This window comes from Pseudoalteromonas sp. S3431, from assembly GCF_000690035.1.
Classification (GTDB): Bacteria; Pseudomonadota; Gammaproteobacteria; order Enterobacterales; family Alteromonadaceae; genus Pseudoalteromonas; species Pseudoalteromonas fuliginea.
Window position 1 is genome coordinate 1 of sequence record NZ_JJNY01000093.1, and the last position, 17,823, is coordinate 17,823.

At 38.7% G+C, this 17,823-nt stretch carries 18 protein-coding genes; 12 read left to right on the forward strand and 6 right to left on the reverse strand.

Annotated elements, in window-relative coordinates; genetic code table 11:
- Nucleotides 1–59: 59 nt before the first annotated feature.
- Genes DO88_RS02115 through DO88_RS02105 form a run of 3 tightly spaced genes read right to left on the reverse strand, consistent with a single transcriptional unit; the run spans nt 60 to nt 2,346 of the window.
- Nucleotides 60–395 carry a DUF3325 domain-containing protein gene (locus DO88_RS02115; protein ID WP_033040830.1) on the reverse strand — a complete coding sequence of 112 codons (336 nt, stop codon included), beginning with the start codon at nt 393–395 and terminating at the stop codon, nt 60–62.
- Nucleotides 392–1,993, reverse strand: coding sequence for a PepSY-associated TM helix domain-containing protein (locus DO88_RS02110; protein WP_007376695.1), 1,602 nt, complete (start codon nt 1,991–1,993; stop codon nt 392–394). Before DO88_RS02110 ends, DO88_RS02115 begins: the two co-directional genes overlap by 4 nt.
- The gene (locus tag DO88_RS02105) at nt 1,990–2,346 is read right to left on the reverse strand and encodes a hypothetical protein (protein ID WP_007376696.1); all 357 of its coding nucleotides are present in this window, start codon (nt 2,344–2,346) and stop codon (nt 1,990–1,992) included. Before DO88_RS02105 ends, DO88_RS02110 begins: the two co-directional genes overlap by 4 nt.
- Before the next feature lie 345 nt (nt 2,347–2,691).
- Here DO88_RS02105 and DO88_RS02100 point away from each other — a divergent pair, with 345 nt between their 5' ends.
- From DO88_RS02100 to DO88_RS02090, 3 genes are all read left to right on the forward strand, one after another.
- Nucleotides 2,692–3,048 carry a VOC family protein gene (locus DO88_RS02100; protein ID WP_007376697.1) on the forward strand — a complete coding sequence of 119 codons (357 nt, stop codon included), beginning with the start codon at nt 2,692–2,694 and terminating at the stop codon, nt 3,046–3,048.
- A gap of 150 nt (nt 3,049–3,198) precedes the next feature.
- The gene (locus tag DO88_RS02095; RefSeq protein WP_007376698.1) at nt 3,199–3,780 is read left to right on the forward strand and encodes a uracil-DNA glycosylase family protein; all 582 of its coding nucleotides are present in this window, start codon (nt 3,199–3,201) and stop codon (nt 3,778–3,780) included.
- Between the two features lie 304 nt (nt 3,781–4,084).
- On the forward strand, nt 4,085–4,951 hold the full coding sequence (locus DO88_RS02090; RefSeq protein ID WP_007376699.1) for a bile acid:sodium symporter family protein: 867 nt from the start codon (nt 4,085–4,087) through the stop codon (nt 4,949–4,951).
- Nucleotides 4,952–5,352: 401 nt separating this feature from the next.
- Here DO88_RS02090 and DO88_RS02085 read toward each other — a convergent pair whose 3' ends face one another.
- Nucleotides 5,353–6,261, reverse strand: a complete 909-nt coding sequence (locus DO88_RS02085) for a LysR family transcriptional regulator (RefSeq protein ID WP_007376700.1) — start codon at nt 6,259–6,261, stop codon at nt 5,353–5,355.
- A gap of 121 nt (nt 6,262–6,382) precedes the next feature.
- Here DO88_RS02085 and DO88_RS02080 point away from each other — a divergent pair, with 121 nt between their 5' ends.
- The 8 genes from DO88_RS02080 (at nt 6,383) to DO88_RS0118440 (ending at nt 15,633) form a co-directional block, all read left to right on the forward strand.
- Nucleotides 6,383–7,603 (forward strand): acyl-CoA dehydrogenase family protein, encoded by a 1,221-nt coding sequence (locus DO88_RS02080; protein ID WP_007376701.1) that lies wholly within the window; start codon nt 6,383–6,385, stop codon nt 7,601–7,603.
- A 9-nt stretch (nt 7,604–7,612) separates the two neighbouring features.
- Entirely contained in the window at nt 7,613–8,434 is an 822-nt protein-coding gene (locus DO88_RS02075) for an SDR family oxidoreductase (protein ID WP_007376702.1), read from the forward strand.
- 13 nt (nt 8,435–8,447) lie between these two features.
- On the forward strand, nt 8,448–9,521 hold the full coding sequence (locus DO88_RS02070; protein WP_033040831.1) for a phosphotransferase family protein: 1,074 nt from the start codon (nt 8,448–8,450) through the stop codon (nt 9,519–9,521).
- Complete coding sequence (locus DO88_RS02065; protein ID WP_007376704.1) at nt 9,521–10,225, forward strand: histidine phosphatase family protein; 705 nt, start codon at nt 9,521–9,523, stop codon at nt 10,223–10,225. The genes DO88_RS02070 and DO88_RS02065 overlap by 1 nt, the downstream gene beginning before the upstream one ends.
- A gap of 12 nt (nt 10,226–10,237) precedes the next feature.
- Nucleotides 10,238–10,984: an SDR family oxidoreductase gene (locus DO88_RS02060; protein ID WP_198022419.1), complete on the forward strand. Its 747-nt coding sequence runs from the start codon at nt 10,238–10,240 to the stop codon at nt 10,982–10,984.
- 324 nt (nt 10,985–11,308) lie between these two features.
- Nucleotides 11,309–11,818: a hypothetical protein gene (locus DO88_RS02055; protein ID WP_033028630.1), complete on the forward strand. Its 510-nt coding sequence runs from the start codon at nt 11,309–11,311 to the stop codon at nt 11,816–11,818.
- 101 nt (nt 11,819–11,919) lie between these two features.
- A complete protein-coding gene (locus tag DO88_RS02050) occupies nt 11,920–12,687 on the forward strand; it encodes a hypothetical protein (protein ID WP_198022420.1) in 768 nt (255 codons plus the stop codon).
- A 3-nt stretch (nt 12,688–12,690) separates the two neighbouring features.
- Complete coding sequence (locus DO88_RS0118440; protein WP_232224834.1) at nt 12,691–15,633, forward strand: SdrD B-like domain-containing protein; 2,943 nt, start codon at nt 12,691–12,693, stop codon at nt 15,631–15,633.
- 305 nt (nt 15,634–15,938) lie between these two features.
- Here DO88_RS0118440 and DO88_RS02045 read toward each other — a convergent pair whose 3' ends face one another.
- Nucleotides 15,939–16,271: a hypothetical protein gene (locus DO88_RS02045; protein WP_033040836.1), complete on the reverse strand. Its 333-nt coding sequence runs from the start codon at nt 16,269–16,271 to the stop codon at nt 15,939–15,941.
- 121 nt (nt 16,272–16,392) lie between these two features.
- Nucleotides 16,393–16,962, reverse strand: a complete 570-nt coding sequence (locus tag DO88_RS02040) for a hypothetical protein (RefSeq protein WP_033040837.1) — start codon at nt 16,960–16,962, stop codon at nt 16,393–16,395.
- Nucleotides 16,963–17,189: 227 nt separating this feature from the next.
- On the opposite strand from DO88_RS02040, the gene arfB reads away from it, so the two are divergent.
- Nucleotides 17,190–17,603 carry an alternative ribosome rescue aminoacyl-tRNA hydrolase ArfB gene (gene arfB / locus DO88_RS02035; protein WP_007376712.1) on the forward strand — a complete coding sequence of 138 codons (414 nt, stop codon included), beginning with the start codon at nt 17,190–17,192 and terminating at the stop codon, nt 17,601–17,603.
- Nucleotides 17,604–17,823 lie beyond the last annotated feature (220 nt).

The window sequence follows — 17,823 nt, forward strand, 5'->3', positions numbered from 1 at the left end:
AAAGATCAACACGCCCTAATATATAGGAAAATAACGGATCACGTTTTTACTAACTAAGGCTAGTTTAATGCTAAAAACAACCCACTTAGTACAACTAACACGCTATTTAAAACACTAAACCACTTTACGTAGTCTACTAAAAAATTATAAAAAACCATTATAATTAAGACACTTAGGCTCATAAATCCGCAAAATAGTAATGCACCATATCCACCTTGAGTAACTAAACAAAGCACTAAGCTTAGTAAAATACTGATCCAAGCAGCTAATAACAGCTTTTTACGTTGGGATTCTGTAGGGCGTTTTTTAAATACGTCTTTAAAATGATTATACTTAGCCAGCGCAAAACAGTTAAAACTGAGCAGGCATAGGCTAAAACCGAGTAAATCAATCATGGTTTTTGCCTTTTAAGGTTATTAGATTGACTAGGGCTGGTTATTTTTGAGTTGTTTTTAGCAGTACGTAATTTTTCGGTTTGTATAAAAAACAATATACTAAATAACAAAAACAGTGCATCAAAAGTAAATAAAGCCCACTGTTTGTGCATCAAATAGCTAACTAGATTACCGTTAGTTGTAAGTGCATTAATAACCGGTACGCTTAAACATGCAACAGCATTTATTACTGCCATAACTCGCCATTGCAGTGTGTCGCGCTTTATAAGTGCTAAAAGAGCAACCGCTAGCCATGTTAAAAAGAACGCGAGTATTTCTTTATCGGCGCGCTCTGCGGTAGTTGGGCTAAGTAGTCTGTTAGCAATAAAAAATGCACACGTTGCCAGTGGTAGTCCCATAATAGTGGCTAGGTTTAACCCTTCAACTAGTTTTAAACCAAACGAAGGTTTAACGTTATTTTTAGTTCGCTCGCGAATTCGTTTTGCCCACATAATACAGCCAGAGCCAATCATTACACAGCCTGCAATACCGCCTAATACGTATAACCAGCGCAACAACCACGTAGCTAAACGCCCTGTATGCATAGAATTAAGCGATTCGTAAAGCGCTTTGCTGCTAGTTAGCTCGTCATCAGTTTTAGCGACCATTTGCCCTGTAGCACCACTAAATATTAAGCGTGGTGCTTGGTCACGCAGTGTTTTACCTGCACTTACCAATACGGTAATTGTTGAAGCTGCCATATTTGGTTGGTTAACTTGTATGCGAGTAATATCTGCATGAGGCCACTTAGTATAAACCTGATCCAAAATGCTTTGAATCGGCACCATTGATGATTCGCCTTGAGCTTTATCGGTCATGGTGTTGCGAGGGGTTACATCGTTAAAAAAGCCACGCATGCCGTTATCGTAAGTTACTTTTGCAGGGTAGGGAAACAACATAAATATGAGCGTAATCATGCCAGTGTAGGTAATCATTAAATGAAAAGGCAGGGCAAGCACAGAGCTTAAGTTATGGGCATCTAACCACGTACGGCTACCTTTGTTACGCCTAAAGCTAAACATATCTTTAAAAATACGCTTATGAATAACCACGCCCGATATAATGGCAATCAGCATAAAAAAGCTAGCAAAGCATACAATCCAGCGTGCTGTTATTGCATCCATGTAATGTAAATCATAGTGCAACCGATAAAAAAAGTTACCACCTTTAGTATCTACAAAGGGCTCAAGCTCTTGCATGGTATTAGGGTTAAGCTGCGTGTTTTCAAACTTACTGCGGCGCTGGCCTGGTTCTTTTGGCTTTGCATAACCATAAATTAAATAAGGAATACGCGGCTCAGGTAATGTAATACGCCAGCTTGATGAGTTAGCTCCATGGTTAGCTAAGTAATCAAATCCGGTAATTATTTGTTGCTTTTGCGCTTCTATACGCTGTGCTTGGGCTTGCACATTATGTATGGCTGGTTGATTCCATAAGGTTATTTCGTCTCTAAAAAAGCTAAGAGTGCCAGCAAAAAATATTAAATATAATAACCAACAAACGAGTAACCCTACCCACGTATGTAGCCAGGTCATTGAGCGGAAAAAACTGTCTTTCATAGCCAACCCTTCAATACAGCTAATAAACAAATTTGCGCACTAGTCGTTAGTAAAATACTGATCCAAACTGTTTTTAACGATTTAATATAAAACGCATAAATAAAAACTAATGCATAAATTAGAATGCTTAATGATACACACAGCAGTACCGCATCTGATTTGGTCAGCGGTAATAAAAAACTCAGCAAAGCAGTGCTCGCAGCCGTAAAAGAATAGCCGCCAACAATGGCAATTAAAAAGCGTAAAAACACTGAAAAACGATAGCTAAAAATAGGTGATAGTTTAAAAAATTGCGATAACAACTCAATAACGCGTAGTTTAGTGGGCTGCGCACTCAACGGGTGTGCCTGCATAATGAATTAATCTCTTATAAATACAGCGGGTGAAAAAATAAAGCGTTATTATATAGCCTACAAATACAAAAGATAGTTATTATCATTCGTGATATTTAAGTTTATCCAACCAAAAAATTTATTACTCACCTGCTCTCTGATAAAGTAATTTTTTAACATATTGAACCATAATGATATTTAAACTCACCGCAGTTAACGTTGAAAGTAACTGCTTGAGATAGATTTATTATCCAAAATTCAGGCTACTTAGTAAAATAGTGATCTCAAATAACATCAGTATATTTGATTAGCAACTAACTAAGGTTTAAGGTTGTTTATTACACTTTAATAAGAGCTTTAATAACGATGAGCGATCACGAAAAACTAAATTATGTCGAGTTCCCTGCTTATGATTTACCTGCTACTAAAACCTTTTTTAGCAATGTATTTAATTGGCAATTTACAGACTACGGCCCCGAATATACGGCGTTTAGCGGCCAAGGGCTCGATGGTGGATTTTTTAACGCACCGCTTAAATCGTTAACTCAAAACGGGGCTGCACTCTTAGTTTTTTATAGTAATGATATCCACGATACCTATAAAAAAATAGAGCTGCATGGCGGCACAATATTAAAGCCCATTTTTGAATTTCCGGGTGGTTGTCGGTTTCACTTTGCAGAGCCAAGCGGCAATGAGTTTGCTGTATGGGCAGACAAACAATAGATTTTATAAGGCCTGTAGCCCGGAAGTAGTTAAAGATCACGATTTTACTAACTAACGCCCGTTTTAATTAAAATAAACCGATATTTTACCAACTCATTTGTTCTAAATGGCCATTTGGGATAAAAATCAAGCATTTAAGGCCAAGTAGACATGAATAGTCACCAATTAATAGAGCAAGTTAGTAAATGCGTGATCTGTGAACCTGATTTACCTTTAGGGGCTCGCCCTGTTATACAATTTAACCCAAACGCACGTATTTTAATTGCAGGCCAAGCACCTGGAATAAAAGTTCACGAAACAGGCGTGCCATTTAACGATGCAAGCGGTAATCGCCTACGAGAATGGCTTGGGCTAACAAGAGATGAATTTTACGATGCCAATAATATAGCCATTTTACCTATGGGCTTTTGCTACCCGGGTAGGGGGAAGTCGGGTGATTTACCACCTCGAAAAGAATGCGCACCTACATGGCGCGAGCAATTATTGGCTGCACTACCAAATATTGAGCTGACAATAGTGCTTGGTAAATACGCACAGGCGTATCACTTACCGGACACTAAAAAAATGCCACTCACGGAGTTAGTAAAATCGTGGCGTGAGTATTGGCCAAACTATTTAGTGCTTCCTCATCCCAGTCCGCGCAATAATATATGGCTTAAAAAAAACCCGTGGTTTGAACAAGATGTACTTCCAGAACTGGGTAAACGAATTGCGACTATTTTAAATAAGTAACACTTCTAGCATTAGGATTTATTGTAAAGGGGCGTTATACCAATCCGCAATAATACTTAATCATTTTGCGGGGCTAAACGTGTCGCTACCTGTGTTAAAAAATTCTCATTTACGACTGCATGGATGCAGAAGGTAGAGCAATGCAGGAGCAATTGCCGAGAACAACTAAATAGCGAATTTTTTGCCTAGCTATCAACACGTTTTTCCATCCTCAAAATAGATCACTTAATTAAGCGAATTGGTATACAGTTAGCTTAAGAATTAACACTCTAATTAAAAACAATAACAAACGAGGTTACCTAATTTGAATGCATCTATATTAACTGAAGTAATACTTCCGCTCGCCCTTGCACTTATTATGTTTGGCATGGGACTTGGGCTCACTACAAACGACTTTACCCGGTTATTTAAAAGCCCACTCGCCATCGTTATGGGTTTAATTGGCCAACTTGTAGCAATGCCTTTATTGGCATTAGGCCTATGCTATTTACTTAACTTATCAACACCTATAGCCATTGGTTTAATGATATTAGCCGCTTGTCCCGGCGGCACCATGTCAAATGTAGTAAGCCAGCTTGCTAAAGCTAACTTAGCACTTTCGGTAAGCTTAACAGCCGCTTCCACCGCTATTAGTATAATAACCACACCGTTTATTATCGGCTTTGCTATGAGCCAGTTTGCGCCAGCAGATAACGCTAGTTTTTCTATTTTGACGACATCACTTGGGTTATTTTTTATTACCTTAGTGCCTGTTGCTGTAGGTATTTGGTTACGCCATTTTAAAAATGATTTTGCTATTAAAACAGAACCGTTTTTTAGACGCTTCTCATTGTTTTTTATGCTCATTATGATTGCCGCACTAGTAATAAAAGAGCGCGCTTTATTAGTTAGCTCATTTAACGATGTATTTTGGGCATGTATAGCACTGAATGTAGGCTCGATGATTGTAGGTTGGTTAATTGCTATGTGTTCAAAATTAAATTTAACCGATTCACTAACTCTTTCTATTGAGGTTGGGATTCAAAATGCATCACTGGCTATTTTAATTGCGATTAGTTTTTTAAATAAACCAGAATACGCAGTTACTGGCGGTATTTATGGCCTGGCAATGTTTATAGGGCCACTGCTGTTAATTGGCGGATTAAAGCTTAAAAATAAACGCACCATGTAGTTATAGCTAAAAAGCAGGGCTTATTATTGCTTGTGTAAGCTCTGTTTATTCTTAAAATTTACTTTACACGGACACATTTCACTCTCCACGCTTGGAGCTGTTAACCTTTGCGGATTAAAGTTTGCTCTATCTAGGGATTATTTAATCACGAGACTCGGTAACTGCTCCTGCGTCCTGATGATATCCCTTACCACCATATAGGCAATAAAGAGTAAGTCACCCCAAGGACGCCTCCAAAGAGCAGCCGCATATTTGGCATGTTTATACTAATCTGCCTATATGAGCAGATTAGTATAAACATGCCCTAGACATCTACAAATATAAATTCATTATTAGACTTTGCTGTAGACTTAAAACAAATCCACTTGAGAATGATTTTTAAGTGTCGTTATAAGCTGTACTTAACGCTTAAATATACTTTCTACTTGGCTGCGTAGCCATATTAATGCATCGTCTTTATCTGTATTTTGGTGCCAATATAAGTGCTGATAAATAGTAGGCATGGTAGTTGGTACTGGACGCGCAATTAAAGTTTCATCAAGTAGCTGACTTGCCACCATGGAGGGCAAAGTGAGTAAAAATGGTGAATTTTTTATTACCTCTTTTGCTGAAAAATACGTTTGACAACGTATAGCAACCTCACGATTTAAGCTTAACTGTAATAATGCTATATCCTCAATAACCGTACCCGTTGGTCTGTTAGATACAGCTACATGTTTGGCCGTTAAGTAATTATCTATATTTAATTGGTTTTTAAGTGAGTGATCTTTTTTCATTAATACACAAAAGTGATCGCTCGAAAGTACGGCATGGCTAATAGGTGATTTAATTGCTCTGGCTACATCTATTGCTATATCAATTTGATGATTAGCCAATTGTTTGTGCATATCATCACGGTTCAATTTTACGCTGGCAAGCGTTGCCTTTGGCGCGTGTTCAGCAAGTATTAGTTGTAGTTTAGGCAGTACTATTGGCTCAATAGCATCGTGCAGCGCTATTTTAAAAGTTTGAGCGGTAGTGGCTAAATCAAACTCACCACACGCTTGTAATACTTGGCGTAACTTTTCGAGTAAATCTATTAGCGCAGGCGCCATGCGTTGACACGCAGGTGTTGGCAGCATTAATTGCCCTTGGCGTTCAAATAAAGGATCCTTCAATACGCTGCGCAGGCGTTTAATCGCATGGCTTACCGCTGAAGGGGTTATATATAAAACCTTGGCTGTTTCGCTCATGTTTTTCTCAAAGTACAAACTCTCAAATATTTTAAGAAGATTTAAATCGAGCTGCTGAATATTTTTAGCTTCTATCATTCGAGTTTACGCCCTTTAACTTATGAATATAATTCACATTTGATTGGTAATATATTTCATTTAATTCATTGGATCGAATGTTTTATGCTGAATTTAGGTTTTAAATAAACAGAGCAACCGTATGAACTTTGAGCCAAGCCAAAAGAGCCAAGATTACTTAAATCGTGTTAAAGCATTTATGCAAGATCACGTACTCCCTGTTGAGCAAACAGTCGTTGCGCACAACCACGCAAAAAATAGCACAAACGATTGGACAAGCTGGCAATTAGCACCTCAGATTGATCTATTAAAAGCAAGAGCAAAACAAGCTGGGCTTTGGAATTTATTTTTACCCGATAGCACGTTAGCACAAGGTTTGAGTTGCCTTGAATATGCTCCCATTGCAGAGCAAATGGGGCATTGTTTATTTGCATCAGACGTTTTTAATTGCAACGCCCCCGACACCGGCAATATGGAAGTGCTATATCACTTTGCAAACGATGAGCAAAAACATCAATGGCTAACACCATTATTAAACGGTGAAATACGCTCTGTATTTGCCATGACCGAACCCGAGGTAGCTTCCTCAGATGCAACAAATATGCAAGCAACAATAGATGTTGATGGCGACGACCTAATTTTAAATGGTAAAAAGTGGTGGACTACAGGACTTGGCCACCCTAATGCGCAAGTGGCTATTTTTATGGGACTTTCCAATCCAGAAAACGATAAACACAGTCAGCACTCAATGGTATTGGTGCCGCTAAGTACGTCGGGTGTAAATATTAAACGTATGCTAAGTGCTTGTGGTGATTTTGACCCTCCATACGGCCACGGCGAAATGGAATTTAATAACGTACGCGTACCAAAAAAAAATCTTATTTTAGGCTTAGGTAAAGGCTTTGCTATTGCACAAGGACGTTTAGGGCCTGGGCGTATTCATCATTGTATGCGCGCTATTGGCGCAGCAGAGCGCTGTTTAGAAATGATGATTAAGCGAGGTATGTCGCGCAGTGCTTTTGGTAAGCAGCTTATAAAGCTCGGTGGTAACTTAGAGCGAGTAGCACAAGCGCGTATGGCAATCGATCAAGCTCGGCTACTTACTTTACATGCAGCATGGAAAATAGACACCGTTGGTGTTAAACACGCCATGACCGAAATATCGAGCATAAAAGTAGTGGTACCAAACATGTTGCAAATGGTGTCTGATATGGCTATGCAAATATTTGGGGGGGCAGGGGTGTCGAGCGATTTCCCTATCGCATCGTTTAATGCAATGGGGCGTATTTTACGCCTTGCTGATGGCCCCGATGAAGTACATATGGGTATGGTTTCTCGCCTCGAAATAAACAAATACCGCTAAGGCTACCACATGAAAACAAGACTCATAATAACAGGTGGAGCAACAGGGCTTGGTAAAGCATTAGCACTAAGTTATGCAAATAACTTAGGCGCCAACTTACAAATTTGTATTGCCGATATAAACGCCGAGCGCGCAGCAGCGACAATTGCCGAGCTGCAAGCATTAAAAGCCGATGCGTTTTATTACGCCTGCGATATAACTAAGCAAGCTGATATAGAGAGCTTGCGCGATATAATACAAACCAAATGGCAAGGCGTAGATATCGTTATTAATAACGCCGGCGTTGCTACCGGCGGTTCACTTGAGGGCGAGACAATTGAGCAATGGCAGTGGATAATGGATATTAATCTGCTTTCGGTGGTGCGTGTTTGTAAAACCTTTTATCCCGTATTTAAACAACAAGGTAAAGGTTACTTTATTAACATTGCCTCACAGGCTGGTCTTACGCCTATTCCGTTTATGAGTAGTTACAATGCAGTAAAAGCTGCCGTGGTTAGCTTTAGCGAAACCTTAAAGCTTGAATTAGTTCACGACAACATTGATGTGAGCGTTGTGTGCCCCAGCTTTTTTAAAACCAACTTAAACGAATCAATGCGCACAAGCGAGCCTGCTATGCGAACTATGCTTAACCGTGCATTTGAACGCTCCCCAATTAATGCCCAGCAAGTGGCTGATATTATTTACACGCAATCACTCAAACGGCCATTTTTAATTTTGACCCATAAATTAGGTAAACAGGCGTTTTTAATGAAAAAGCTATTACCTGTTGAGTGCTACATTAAAAACATGCTGAAAAAAACACGTTCTATGCAGCGCTTAAAATCAAAATAATAAAAGGCCAACGATGAACACACAATTATTAGATCAAGCCAAAAGCGTGCGCCAAGGCGAAGAGCTCGATATACAAAAAGTAAATGTCTGGCTTAAGCTGCACATGAGTAATTTAAGCGGTGAGCCAAGTGTTACACAATATGCCGGTGGCGCGTCAAATTGGACCTACAGCCTTGACTACCCAGAGCAGTCGCTTATTTTACGCCGTGCCCCAAAAGGCACTAAAGCCAAAGGCGCTCACAATATGGGCCGCGAGTTTAAACTACAACAAGCACTAAAACCGGTTTACAGCTACGTGCCAACAATGAAAGTATTTTGCGAAGATAAGCGCATACTCGGCACCGACTTTTATGTAATGGAAAAGCTAACCGGCATTATTGCGCGTAGAAATTTCCCGCGCGAACTAACTACAACACCTGAGCGCACAAAACAACTTTGCGAAAATGTACTCGACTGCTTAGTAGAACTACACAAAGTTGATTACAAACACGCTAATTTAAGTCACTTAGGTAAAGGCGAAGGGTATACACAACGCCAAATTAGCGGTTGGAGTGAGCGCTTTATCAAAGCAAAAACATGGAATGTCCCCAGTGGTAAAAAAATCATTAAGTGGCTTCATAATAATATGCCTGCCACTGAGCATATTTGTATTACTCATAACGATTTTAGATTTGATAACGTTGTGCTTGATGTCAACGACTACACTAAAGTGCGGGGTATTTTAGATTGGGAACTCGCCACGCTTGGCGATCCATTAATGGATTTGGGTAACACACTCGCGTATTGGGTAGAGCCTGGGGATGACTTTTTAGCGCAAGCTACACGCCGACAACCAACACATTTAAAAGGCATGCTGACACGAAAAGAAGTTGTGGCTTATTACTGTAAAAAAATGAATATTACAGTCGACGATTTCACTTTTTACGAAGTGTATGGCTTGTTTAGATTAGCAGGCATAGTTCAGCAAATTTATTATCGTTATCATCATGGGCAAACAACAAATCCCGCATTTAAAAACTTTTGGGTATTTGTGCATTACCTTTTATGGCGCTGTAAAAAAGCCATTAACAATCAAGGAAACGCCTAATGTGTATTTTATATTTAGTACGCCATGGGCAGGCAAGCTTTGGCGCAGATGATTACGATAACCTTTCGGTAAAAGGGCAACAACAAGCTACATTAGTGGGCGAGTATTTAGCGCAAAAACAACTCATACCCGATGTAGTAATTACAGGCACTATGCAGCGCCACAATCAAACCGCAGAACTCAGTTTAGCTTCACTTAATAATACGTCCGCTGTAATTAATGATGCGCGCTTAAATGAGTACGACCACGAGCATATTTTAGCGGTTTCTAATCCTGAGCTTACCACTCCAAGCCAAGTACATGCCGTGCTTAGTAAGCAAATCGATCCAATGGAGTATTTTAAAACAGTATTTATTAACGCCATAGAGCAGTGGATGCTTAATCCTGACAGCACGCTCTATAAAGAGTGCTTTAATGCTTTTTGTGCTCGAGTATTGGGTGCGCTTGAAAAAATAGCCAAAGAACATGATGGTAAAAAAGTCATTATTTATACTTCAGGCGGGCCTATTAGTATTATTACCAGTCATTTAATGGGATTAAAGCTTGAGCGCTTTATTGATATTAATTGGGGTTTAGTTAACGCAGGTGTTACTAAAGTTGTGGCGCGAGGCAGAGGATCAAGCCGTAAGTTAGGTATAAGCAGCTTAAACGAGTATCACTTTTTAGAGCAATACCCACAACAAAAATTAATTACCTATACCTAAGGAGCAAATATAATGCGCAAAAATATACTAATAACAGGTGCAAGTTCCGGCTTAGGAAAAGGCATGGCAAAAGAGTTTGCTAAAAAAGGCTGTAACCTTGCTCTATGCGCTCGTCGATATGAATTATTAGAGCTGTTAAAAGCCGAACTTGAGCAAGTAAATCCTAACATTACCGTCAGCATCAAAGTGCTTGATGTAAACAACCACGAGCAAGTGTTTTGCGTGTTTAAAGCCTTTAATGAAAAGTTTAACGGGCTTGACCGCATCATTATAAATGCAGGAATGGGCAAGGGCGCATCTATTGGTACAGGCTATTTTACTGCCAATAAACAAACCGCTGAGACCAACTTTGTAGCAGCACTGGCGCAGGCCGAAGCTGCAATGGAGATTTTTAGAGCGCAAAACCACGGGCACTTAGTGACTATTTCGTCAATTAGTGCAGTGCGTGGTTTTAGACGCGCTATGACGGTATATGCAGCGACCAAAGCTGCAATAACATCACTGAGCGAAGGCATTCGCATAGACGTAATAAATACACCAATAAAGGTAAGTTGTGTGCACCCCGGTTTTATTAGAAGTGAAATAAACGAAAAAGTAAAAACAGTGCCCTTTATTGTCGATACTGAAACAGGCTGTAAAGCACTTGTAACAGCTATAAATAAAGAAAAAGCCAACAGCTTTATACCAACGTGGCCATGGGCATTTTTACATTGGATTTTACGTATAGCCCCGCTGACTACACTTCGTAAAATGTCTTAAATAAACTCACGCCCCAAAATTGTTGTGGGCTTAAGTTTATCATTGCAAATAACCTAGCAATATATTAACAAAAAGAAATCCTCTTGCCTTATATCTGTAAAAAAACATACTTTTTTTGCTTTAAAAACAACCACAAATAAATTAACCAACTTTTATTGCTAATGATTTTTTCTTATTTATCATCCTTAAAGTTGCATTTGTTAATAAAACATTTAAAAAATGCACTTCCTGTGTTTAAATTGGCGCCAATGGATTACGAGCTCTTAGAAAATGAGATTAAACAAGGACGTAATACAATAATAATTATTTAAACACGGAAAAATTATGAATAAAAAAATTTTTGCAGCAACCGCTTTACTCGCTATGACTTCGACTTCTTTACTTGCATCTAGCGAAACATTACAAGCAAGTGTAAATGGTTGGAGCGAACCAACTTTTTTAGAAAATAACAAAGTACATTTTGGTAAAATTCGTTTAGCTACAGGTTCTACTTGTACAATGGATAATGCTGGCGCAGTAACGGGCGATTGTGATGCTTCAGACTCAAACATTCAATTAGGTGGCGTAACTGTTTCAGGTTTGGCTCCAAATTCAGCAATGAACATCACTGTATCAGGCAGTACAAGTGCCAACCTTACTTTCGCTCCAGTAACGACTGCCACTGATGGTACTTCAACTGTAACAACGGCTGATACTGTTGCTTCTGCATTTACAACTGATGCAAGCGCAACTGATATCGTAATCGGTGTTTATGGTGATATGACAGTAGCTGCCGATCTTACTGCTGGCGCTGCTTATGAAGTAGACTACACTGTCGATGTATCTTTTCAGTAATATTATTTCTTATATTATTATAGCCCTAGGCTACTAATAATATAAATTGTGTGGAGCTTAATGCTCCACATTTTTGCTTTATCATGTTGTTGAGTTGTCTCATGAGTTTTAAATTTTTTCGCTGGGCAACGCTTTGCCTGACTCTTCTATCACCTCAAATTTGCAGTGCTAATCTTTCTCTATCTGAATATCGTTTATATTTTGATGGACGAACTAAAAATAATTCATTAATGATCAGAAATACATCTGATAAAAACCTCGACTTTAAACTTAGTATCACGCACAAAGACATGACCGAAGAAGGGTCACTAATAGATGCAACACCTAAGCAAGTAGAGGGTCGTTCTGCTGCTGGCATGTTACGCTTTTCTCCACGCCGTGGTTCTATAGCGCCAAAAGGCATGCAAGCTATAAGAATGACGGTACGAAAAAAAGCAGAATTACCCGCAGGAGAATACAGAGCGGTACTTAAAATAGTTGCGTCAGAAGCACCTGCCCCTAATACAGAAGGAATAACCATACGCCCTAAAATATCTTACAGCGTTCCGGTAATTGTGCGCCATGGGCAGTTAGAAGCTGATTCGCAACTAATCAACCCGCAACTAATTAGCCAAAATGGTCGACCAACCGTTACGTTTTGGCAAACGCTAACGGGAAATCGTTCGTTATATGGCAATTTTGAACTGCTAGACAGTAATAACTTATCTGTTGGGGAAGTAACAAACGTAGCCGTTTATACGCCTTTATCGCGTCGTAAAGTCTATATTTCGTTGCAACAGCCTGTTGTCGGTCCGCTTACACTTAAATACAAAGAAAATCCCCAATATGGTGGCAATATTGAGTTAGCAATACCCGTTAATATTCAATAACACGTGTTTAAGCTAAACGCATTGCGTTATGGCGCTTTAATTAGTTTGTTGCTCATTGTTATTGCGCCTCAAACATTAGTCGCTAATGAGCTAACGCCTCTTCATCAATGGGCTATTGATGAAGAGGCGTTCGTGATCGTAAATGTAAAAGTAAATGGCCGATCGGTTGTATCCGACTTAGAAGCTTACTACACGCCATCAAATAAGCTGTTGCTACCAATAAGTGTTCTTAAATCAACGATGGGCATTAACTTTAGCGTTACCGAAAATAGCTTAACTGCAACAGTTGACGCAACTGAGCTAACGCTAAGTTCAACTTTGCTAACAAAACAACCGGTAACACCAACAGCATCTTTTTGGGCTAAAGATGATTACGACTACTACGTAGACTTATCCGTTATTAATACGCTTTTAGAAACCGACTCAATATTTGATTACTCGCTCATGCAAGTCACCTTTATGAGCGATTTATTAAGCACCACAAATGATAAAAAAAGCATAACTGTCACACATAAGCAGGTTATAGCCCCGCAATATGATCACTTTATTGAAGATCAATACCGTTTACTAACATACCCAATTTCTGAGTACACGGTTTCATCAAGTGCCACATCTAAGCAAGCACGTTATAAGGGTTTAATTAGGCTCAACAGCTATTTTGATTTATTTCACCATCGAGCAGAGGTTCGGTTTAATAAAAATGAAAACAGCGATAATACGTTTTTTAAAATTAGCAAAGACTTTAGCTTAACCGATGAAGATCATTCATTAGCTCGCATTCATTATCAATTAGGTGATATTCAATCTCAATCAGATCAGCTGACGACAGCTTCAAGCCAAGGCAGAGGTATTTATATCTCGAATGCCGATCCACGCTCAGCACAAAATTTTTCGTCAATAACCATTGAAGAACCCGCTTTACCCGGTTGGCAAGCTGAGCTATATCGCAATGGGCAATTTTTAGCGACCACACAAGCAAATGACGATAATTTAGTTAAGTTTATCGATATAGAAACATTTTATGGCAATAATATTTTTGAAATAAAGCTTTTTGGCCCCCAAGGTGAGCAAATTACACGCACTCAAAAATACACGATAGGGCAGGATGCCCTATCACCAGGGAAAATAAGCTATCAAGTTGAGTTAATTGAAACAGATAAAAGCGTATTTGATAACAACCAAAATACTCAAAATACATTTAGTGACACGTTTAAAGCCAGTGTTTCATATGGGATCAGTGAAAATTTAACCTATGATGCACAAATCACTCAACTAGCATCTGATGAGCGCTCTCGCTATATATCATCAGGATTAAATATACTTACGGAGCATGGCAGCTATCGATTTTTATCTAGCAAACAACTCAATGCTGGCAGCGCTTATTATGCAGGCTTTAGGGGCTTGTTCTCTAATGATTTTTATAACGACGTAAACGTCAATTTAGAATATACCGCCTTAGATGATTTCTCGAGCGCATTGTTTTTACCACAAAATAATGTGCTTAAAAATAAATTATCGATTAGTCTAAATGGTCGTTCTGATTCGTTTGACTCTTTAAACTGGAATATGAAATGGCTTAACGAAAATCGTGAAAATAAATCAAACAACAATACATTTTCATTAGGTATCAATAAAAATCACATTGGTGGTACATGGGCTGGACGCCTTTTTTATGATGAGCAAGAAGATGAATTAACCAATCAACTTTATTCATCTATTGATATCGCTTCTTGGAAGTGGACAAATACACTCGATTGGCTGCCTATAAATGGGGGAAAGCTTGTTAGCCTGCGTAGTAATTTACGTTGGCCGCAAACACAACAGACCTTTAACCAAACCCAGTTATCGTATAACCCTGATTCATCAGCGACCGCGCAACTAAGCCATCAGTATACTTATCGCTATGATATTTTTAATGTTCAAGTCTCAGGCCAATACGATAGTCGTGGTGATTGGCGCGTGTCATTAGGTTTAAACGGCACATTTAGCTTTGATCATCTTGAGTTAGATATGATATTTGACACCCCACGAGCTCTTAGCGGCGGACAGCTTGAAGCATCTGCTTTTATTGACTGGAACGAAAATCGAGTATTTGATCAAGGTGATGAAGCATTAGAAGACGTTCGCTTTACCGGTAATTATTTATGGCGAAATAAATTCACTAACAATACAGGTAAAGCGCTACTGCCAAGTAGTCACGGCGGGCAAATTTTAGAGGTCGATTTACGCACTTTACCTAATCCATATTTGCAACCTGTACTTGGAAAAATAAAAACCTACGCTCACCGAGGAGGTCAGACTAAAGTTGATGTACCAATGGTTATTTTTAATGAAGTAGAAGGGACTGTTTATTTTGAAAATAACGATAAAAGTAAACCTGTTTCAGGCGTAACCGTTTTTTTAAAGCAAATTAATGGCGACAAAGAATACACAACAACTACCGAGTACGACGGGTATTATTATTTTTCTAATGTGAGTCAAGGAAACTACAAAATTGAAGTTGAAGCAAATACATTAAATATAAAAAACCTCGTTACTAAAAACTTACCAGAGCGCGTTGTTACCTCAAAAACAGGTGATACTATTATTCTAAAAGATATCGTTCTGCAACCTAAAAACAATGCAATAGACTCAATAGAGTTAGTTGATAAGTTATCAGAAAAGTCTTTTTTTGTTCAGCTTGGTGTATTTAAAAAATTTGAATCGGCAGTAATAGTAGCAAAGGAAATTGACTCAAAAGCGCATCCTTTAAAATTATATAAACATCAAACCCGCAACAGTTACTATTTAGTAACAGGCCCTTATGCAAACGCCCAAGACGCGCAAAAAACAATTAACGATGTCTACTCAACGCCTGCATTACATGGCAGCTTTATGGTCGACGCTAGACGTTATACATCTACAGATTGGCAACTAATGCACGCATGGGGAGAGCAAAAAAAGTGATACGAAAGAGCTCTATTATTGTCAATATGCCGCGTATACCTCTAAAAAAACAATAAAACCTCAATTGATAAAAGCTGATTTTCCACTGTTCACTATCAACAGAAATATTAATGGTAAAAAATATTTTTTATTACTCTCAGGCCCACATATTGAGCAACCACAGAGCGCATGTAGCGCTTTAACTAGTCGGCAAATAAACGAAGGCTCTACACCAATAAAAAAATCCTGGAGCGACTTATACAAATAACCTTAAATTAATGAGTTATTTGGCGCTTAAAATACTCATATATTAATTAAAATTAGTATTATTGAGCTGTAAAGTATGTCGTTTGTGAGAGGCCATTTTTGTCAAGATGCGTTATACACCTTATTTCGCAGCGTGCACCCGCCGATTCTGCAATCCAATTGGATTGAGACTGTTTTTTTATATAACAAGCAGAATAAAATGCATCTTCTTTTTGTGCAGAAACAACAGCACAACGCGCATAATTACCAAGCTGCAATACTTTTATTGGAAATATTTGCTCCTGAGCAATAACTCCAGCACTAAAAGCTTGGGTTGATTTTGCGTACGTGGATACCGAAAAATACCCAGTAAAAATAAAGAATAAACCAATAACCACATGCCATTGCTTCATACATTACACCTAAAAATACAGATAATTAAATTGTAGAAGTAAATAAACTTTATGCATCTGTTTATAAATTATTTTAGGCATTAAAAAGGTGGCAAAAGCCACCTTTTTATAAAACAAAAACTTATAGAAGTGCAAAAAGCTTTTTAAGTTGTGGCATGTACTCGCTCACAAGCTCAAGGTTACTTTCGCTAACGACTGGCTCACTTGATTTAGCGGCACTTGATGCGTTACCTAATGAGCCCATTAGCGAGCTAGCGCCTTTGTCTTTAACACTTTTCATACTTTGAAAACCACCCATTAGTTTATCTGCTGTTTCTTTATTTTCAGTAGATAAGCCAGATTTAAGGTTTTCGATGTAAGCCATAGACACTTCAGAACCGACAGTAATTAACTGCTCTGGAGTAAAACCGTAACGACTCGTTACGCCTTCAAAACTTTTGTATAAGTCTTGCTCTTTAATCATGCTAAGCGCGCTGTTAGCTAGTGAACCTTGCTCTGATGTTGTTTGGTCAGCCGACGCACCTAACATGCTTCCTAGGTCCAGCCCTTTTAGAGAATCTTGAGCGCTCGCCCAACTTGTTACCGCTGGTAGTGCTTTCATGTAGCTTTGTAAATCACCTTCAGTGATATCTTTTGCAACACCAGAGAAGCTCATTGCTAACAAACTAAGTGATACGAGTATTTTTTTCATGCAGGCATTTCCTATTATCGTGGAGCTATTATTATATGAAGCCCTAAATAGATAGGGCAGTGCAATTAGAAACTAAATAATTGCATATGCCAATACATAATAATGTATTGGCGAATTTTACAGTACAATTCATGGGAGTTGACCTAAAGTACTACGATTTTAGTTGATTCACCCTAAGTCAATGTACAAATGATATAATGCATTTTTGACAACGAGAGCTGAACACAATGTTAACAATTTCAAATACAGTCACAATTGATGAGTGGGAACTAGAGCTTACAGCTATTCGCTCTCAAGGTGCCGGTGGTCAAAATGTTAACAAAGTAGCAAGTGCTATACACTTACGTTTTGACATTAACCGCTCTAAATTACCTGACTTTTACAAAGAACGCTTACTCGCTTTAAAAGATTCTAGAATCACTAAAGATGGCGTTTTAATAATTAAAGCCCAAAGCCACCGGACCCAAGAATTGAACAGAGATGATGCACTTAAGCGTTTAAAAGATCTTATTTTGAGTGCAACCGTGGTGAACAAAGCTCGAAGAGCCACCAAGCCAAGTAGAAATTCTCAGCGCAAACGCATGGATAAAAAAACCAAGCACGGCCAAAACAAAGCATTGCGTGGCAGTGTGAAAATTTAACTGCTAGGCGCGCAGCTTGCTGGTGTATAAAAACGCAGTTTTTAAAATAGCTTAATAATCAGAAGCCTTGCTTCTCACGTGAGCAAGCTCTACATCTATAAAATGTGCAACCTTTTTAACTGGTAGGATTACCGTAGACGCACAGCTTGCTGGCGTGTAAAAACACAGTTTTTAAAATAACTTAATAATTAAAAGCCTTGCTTCTCACGTGAGCAAGCTC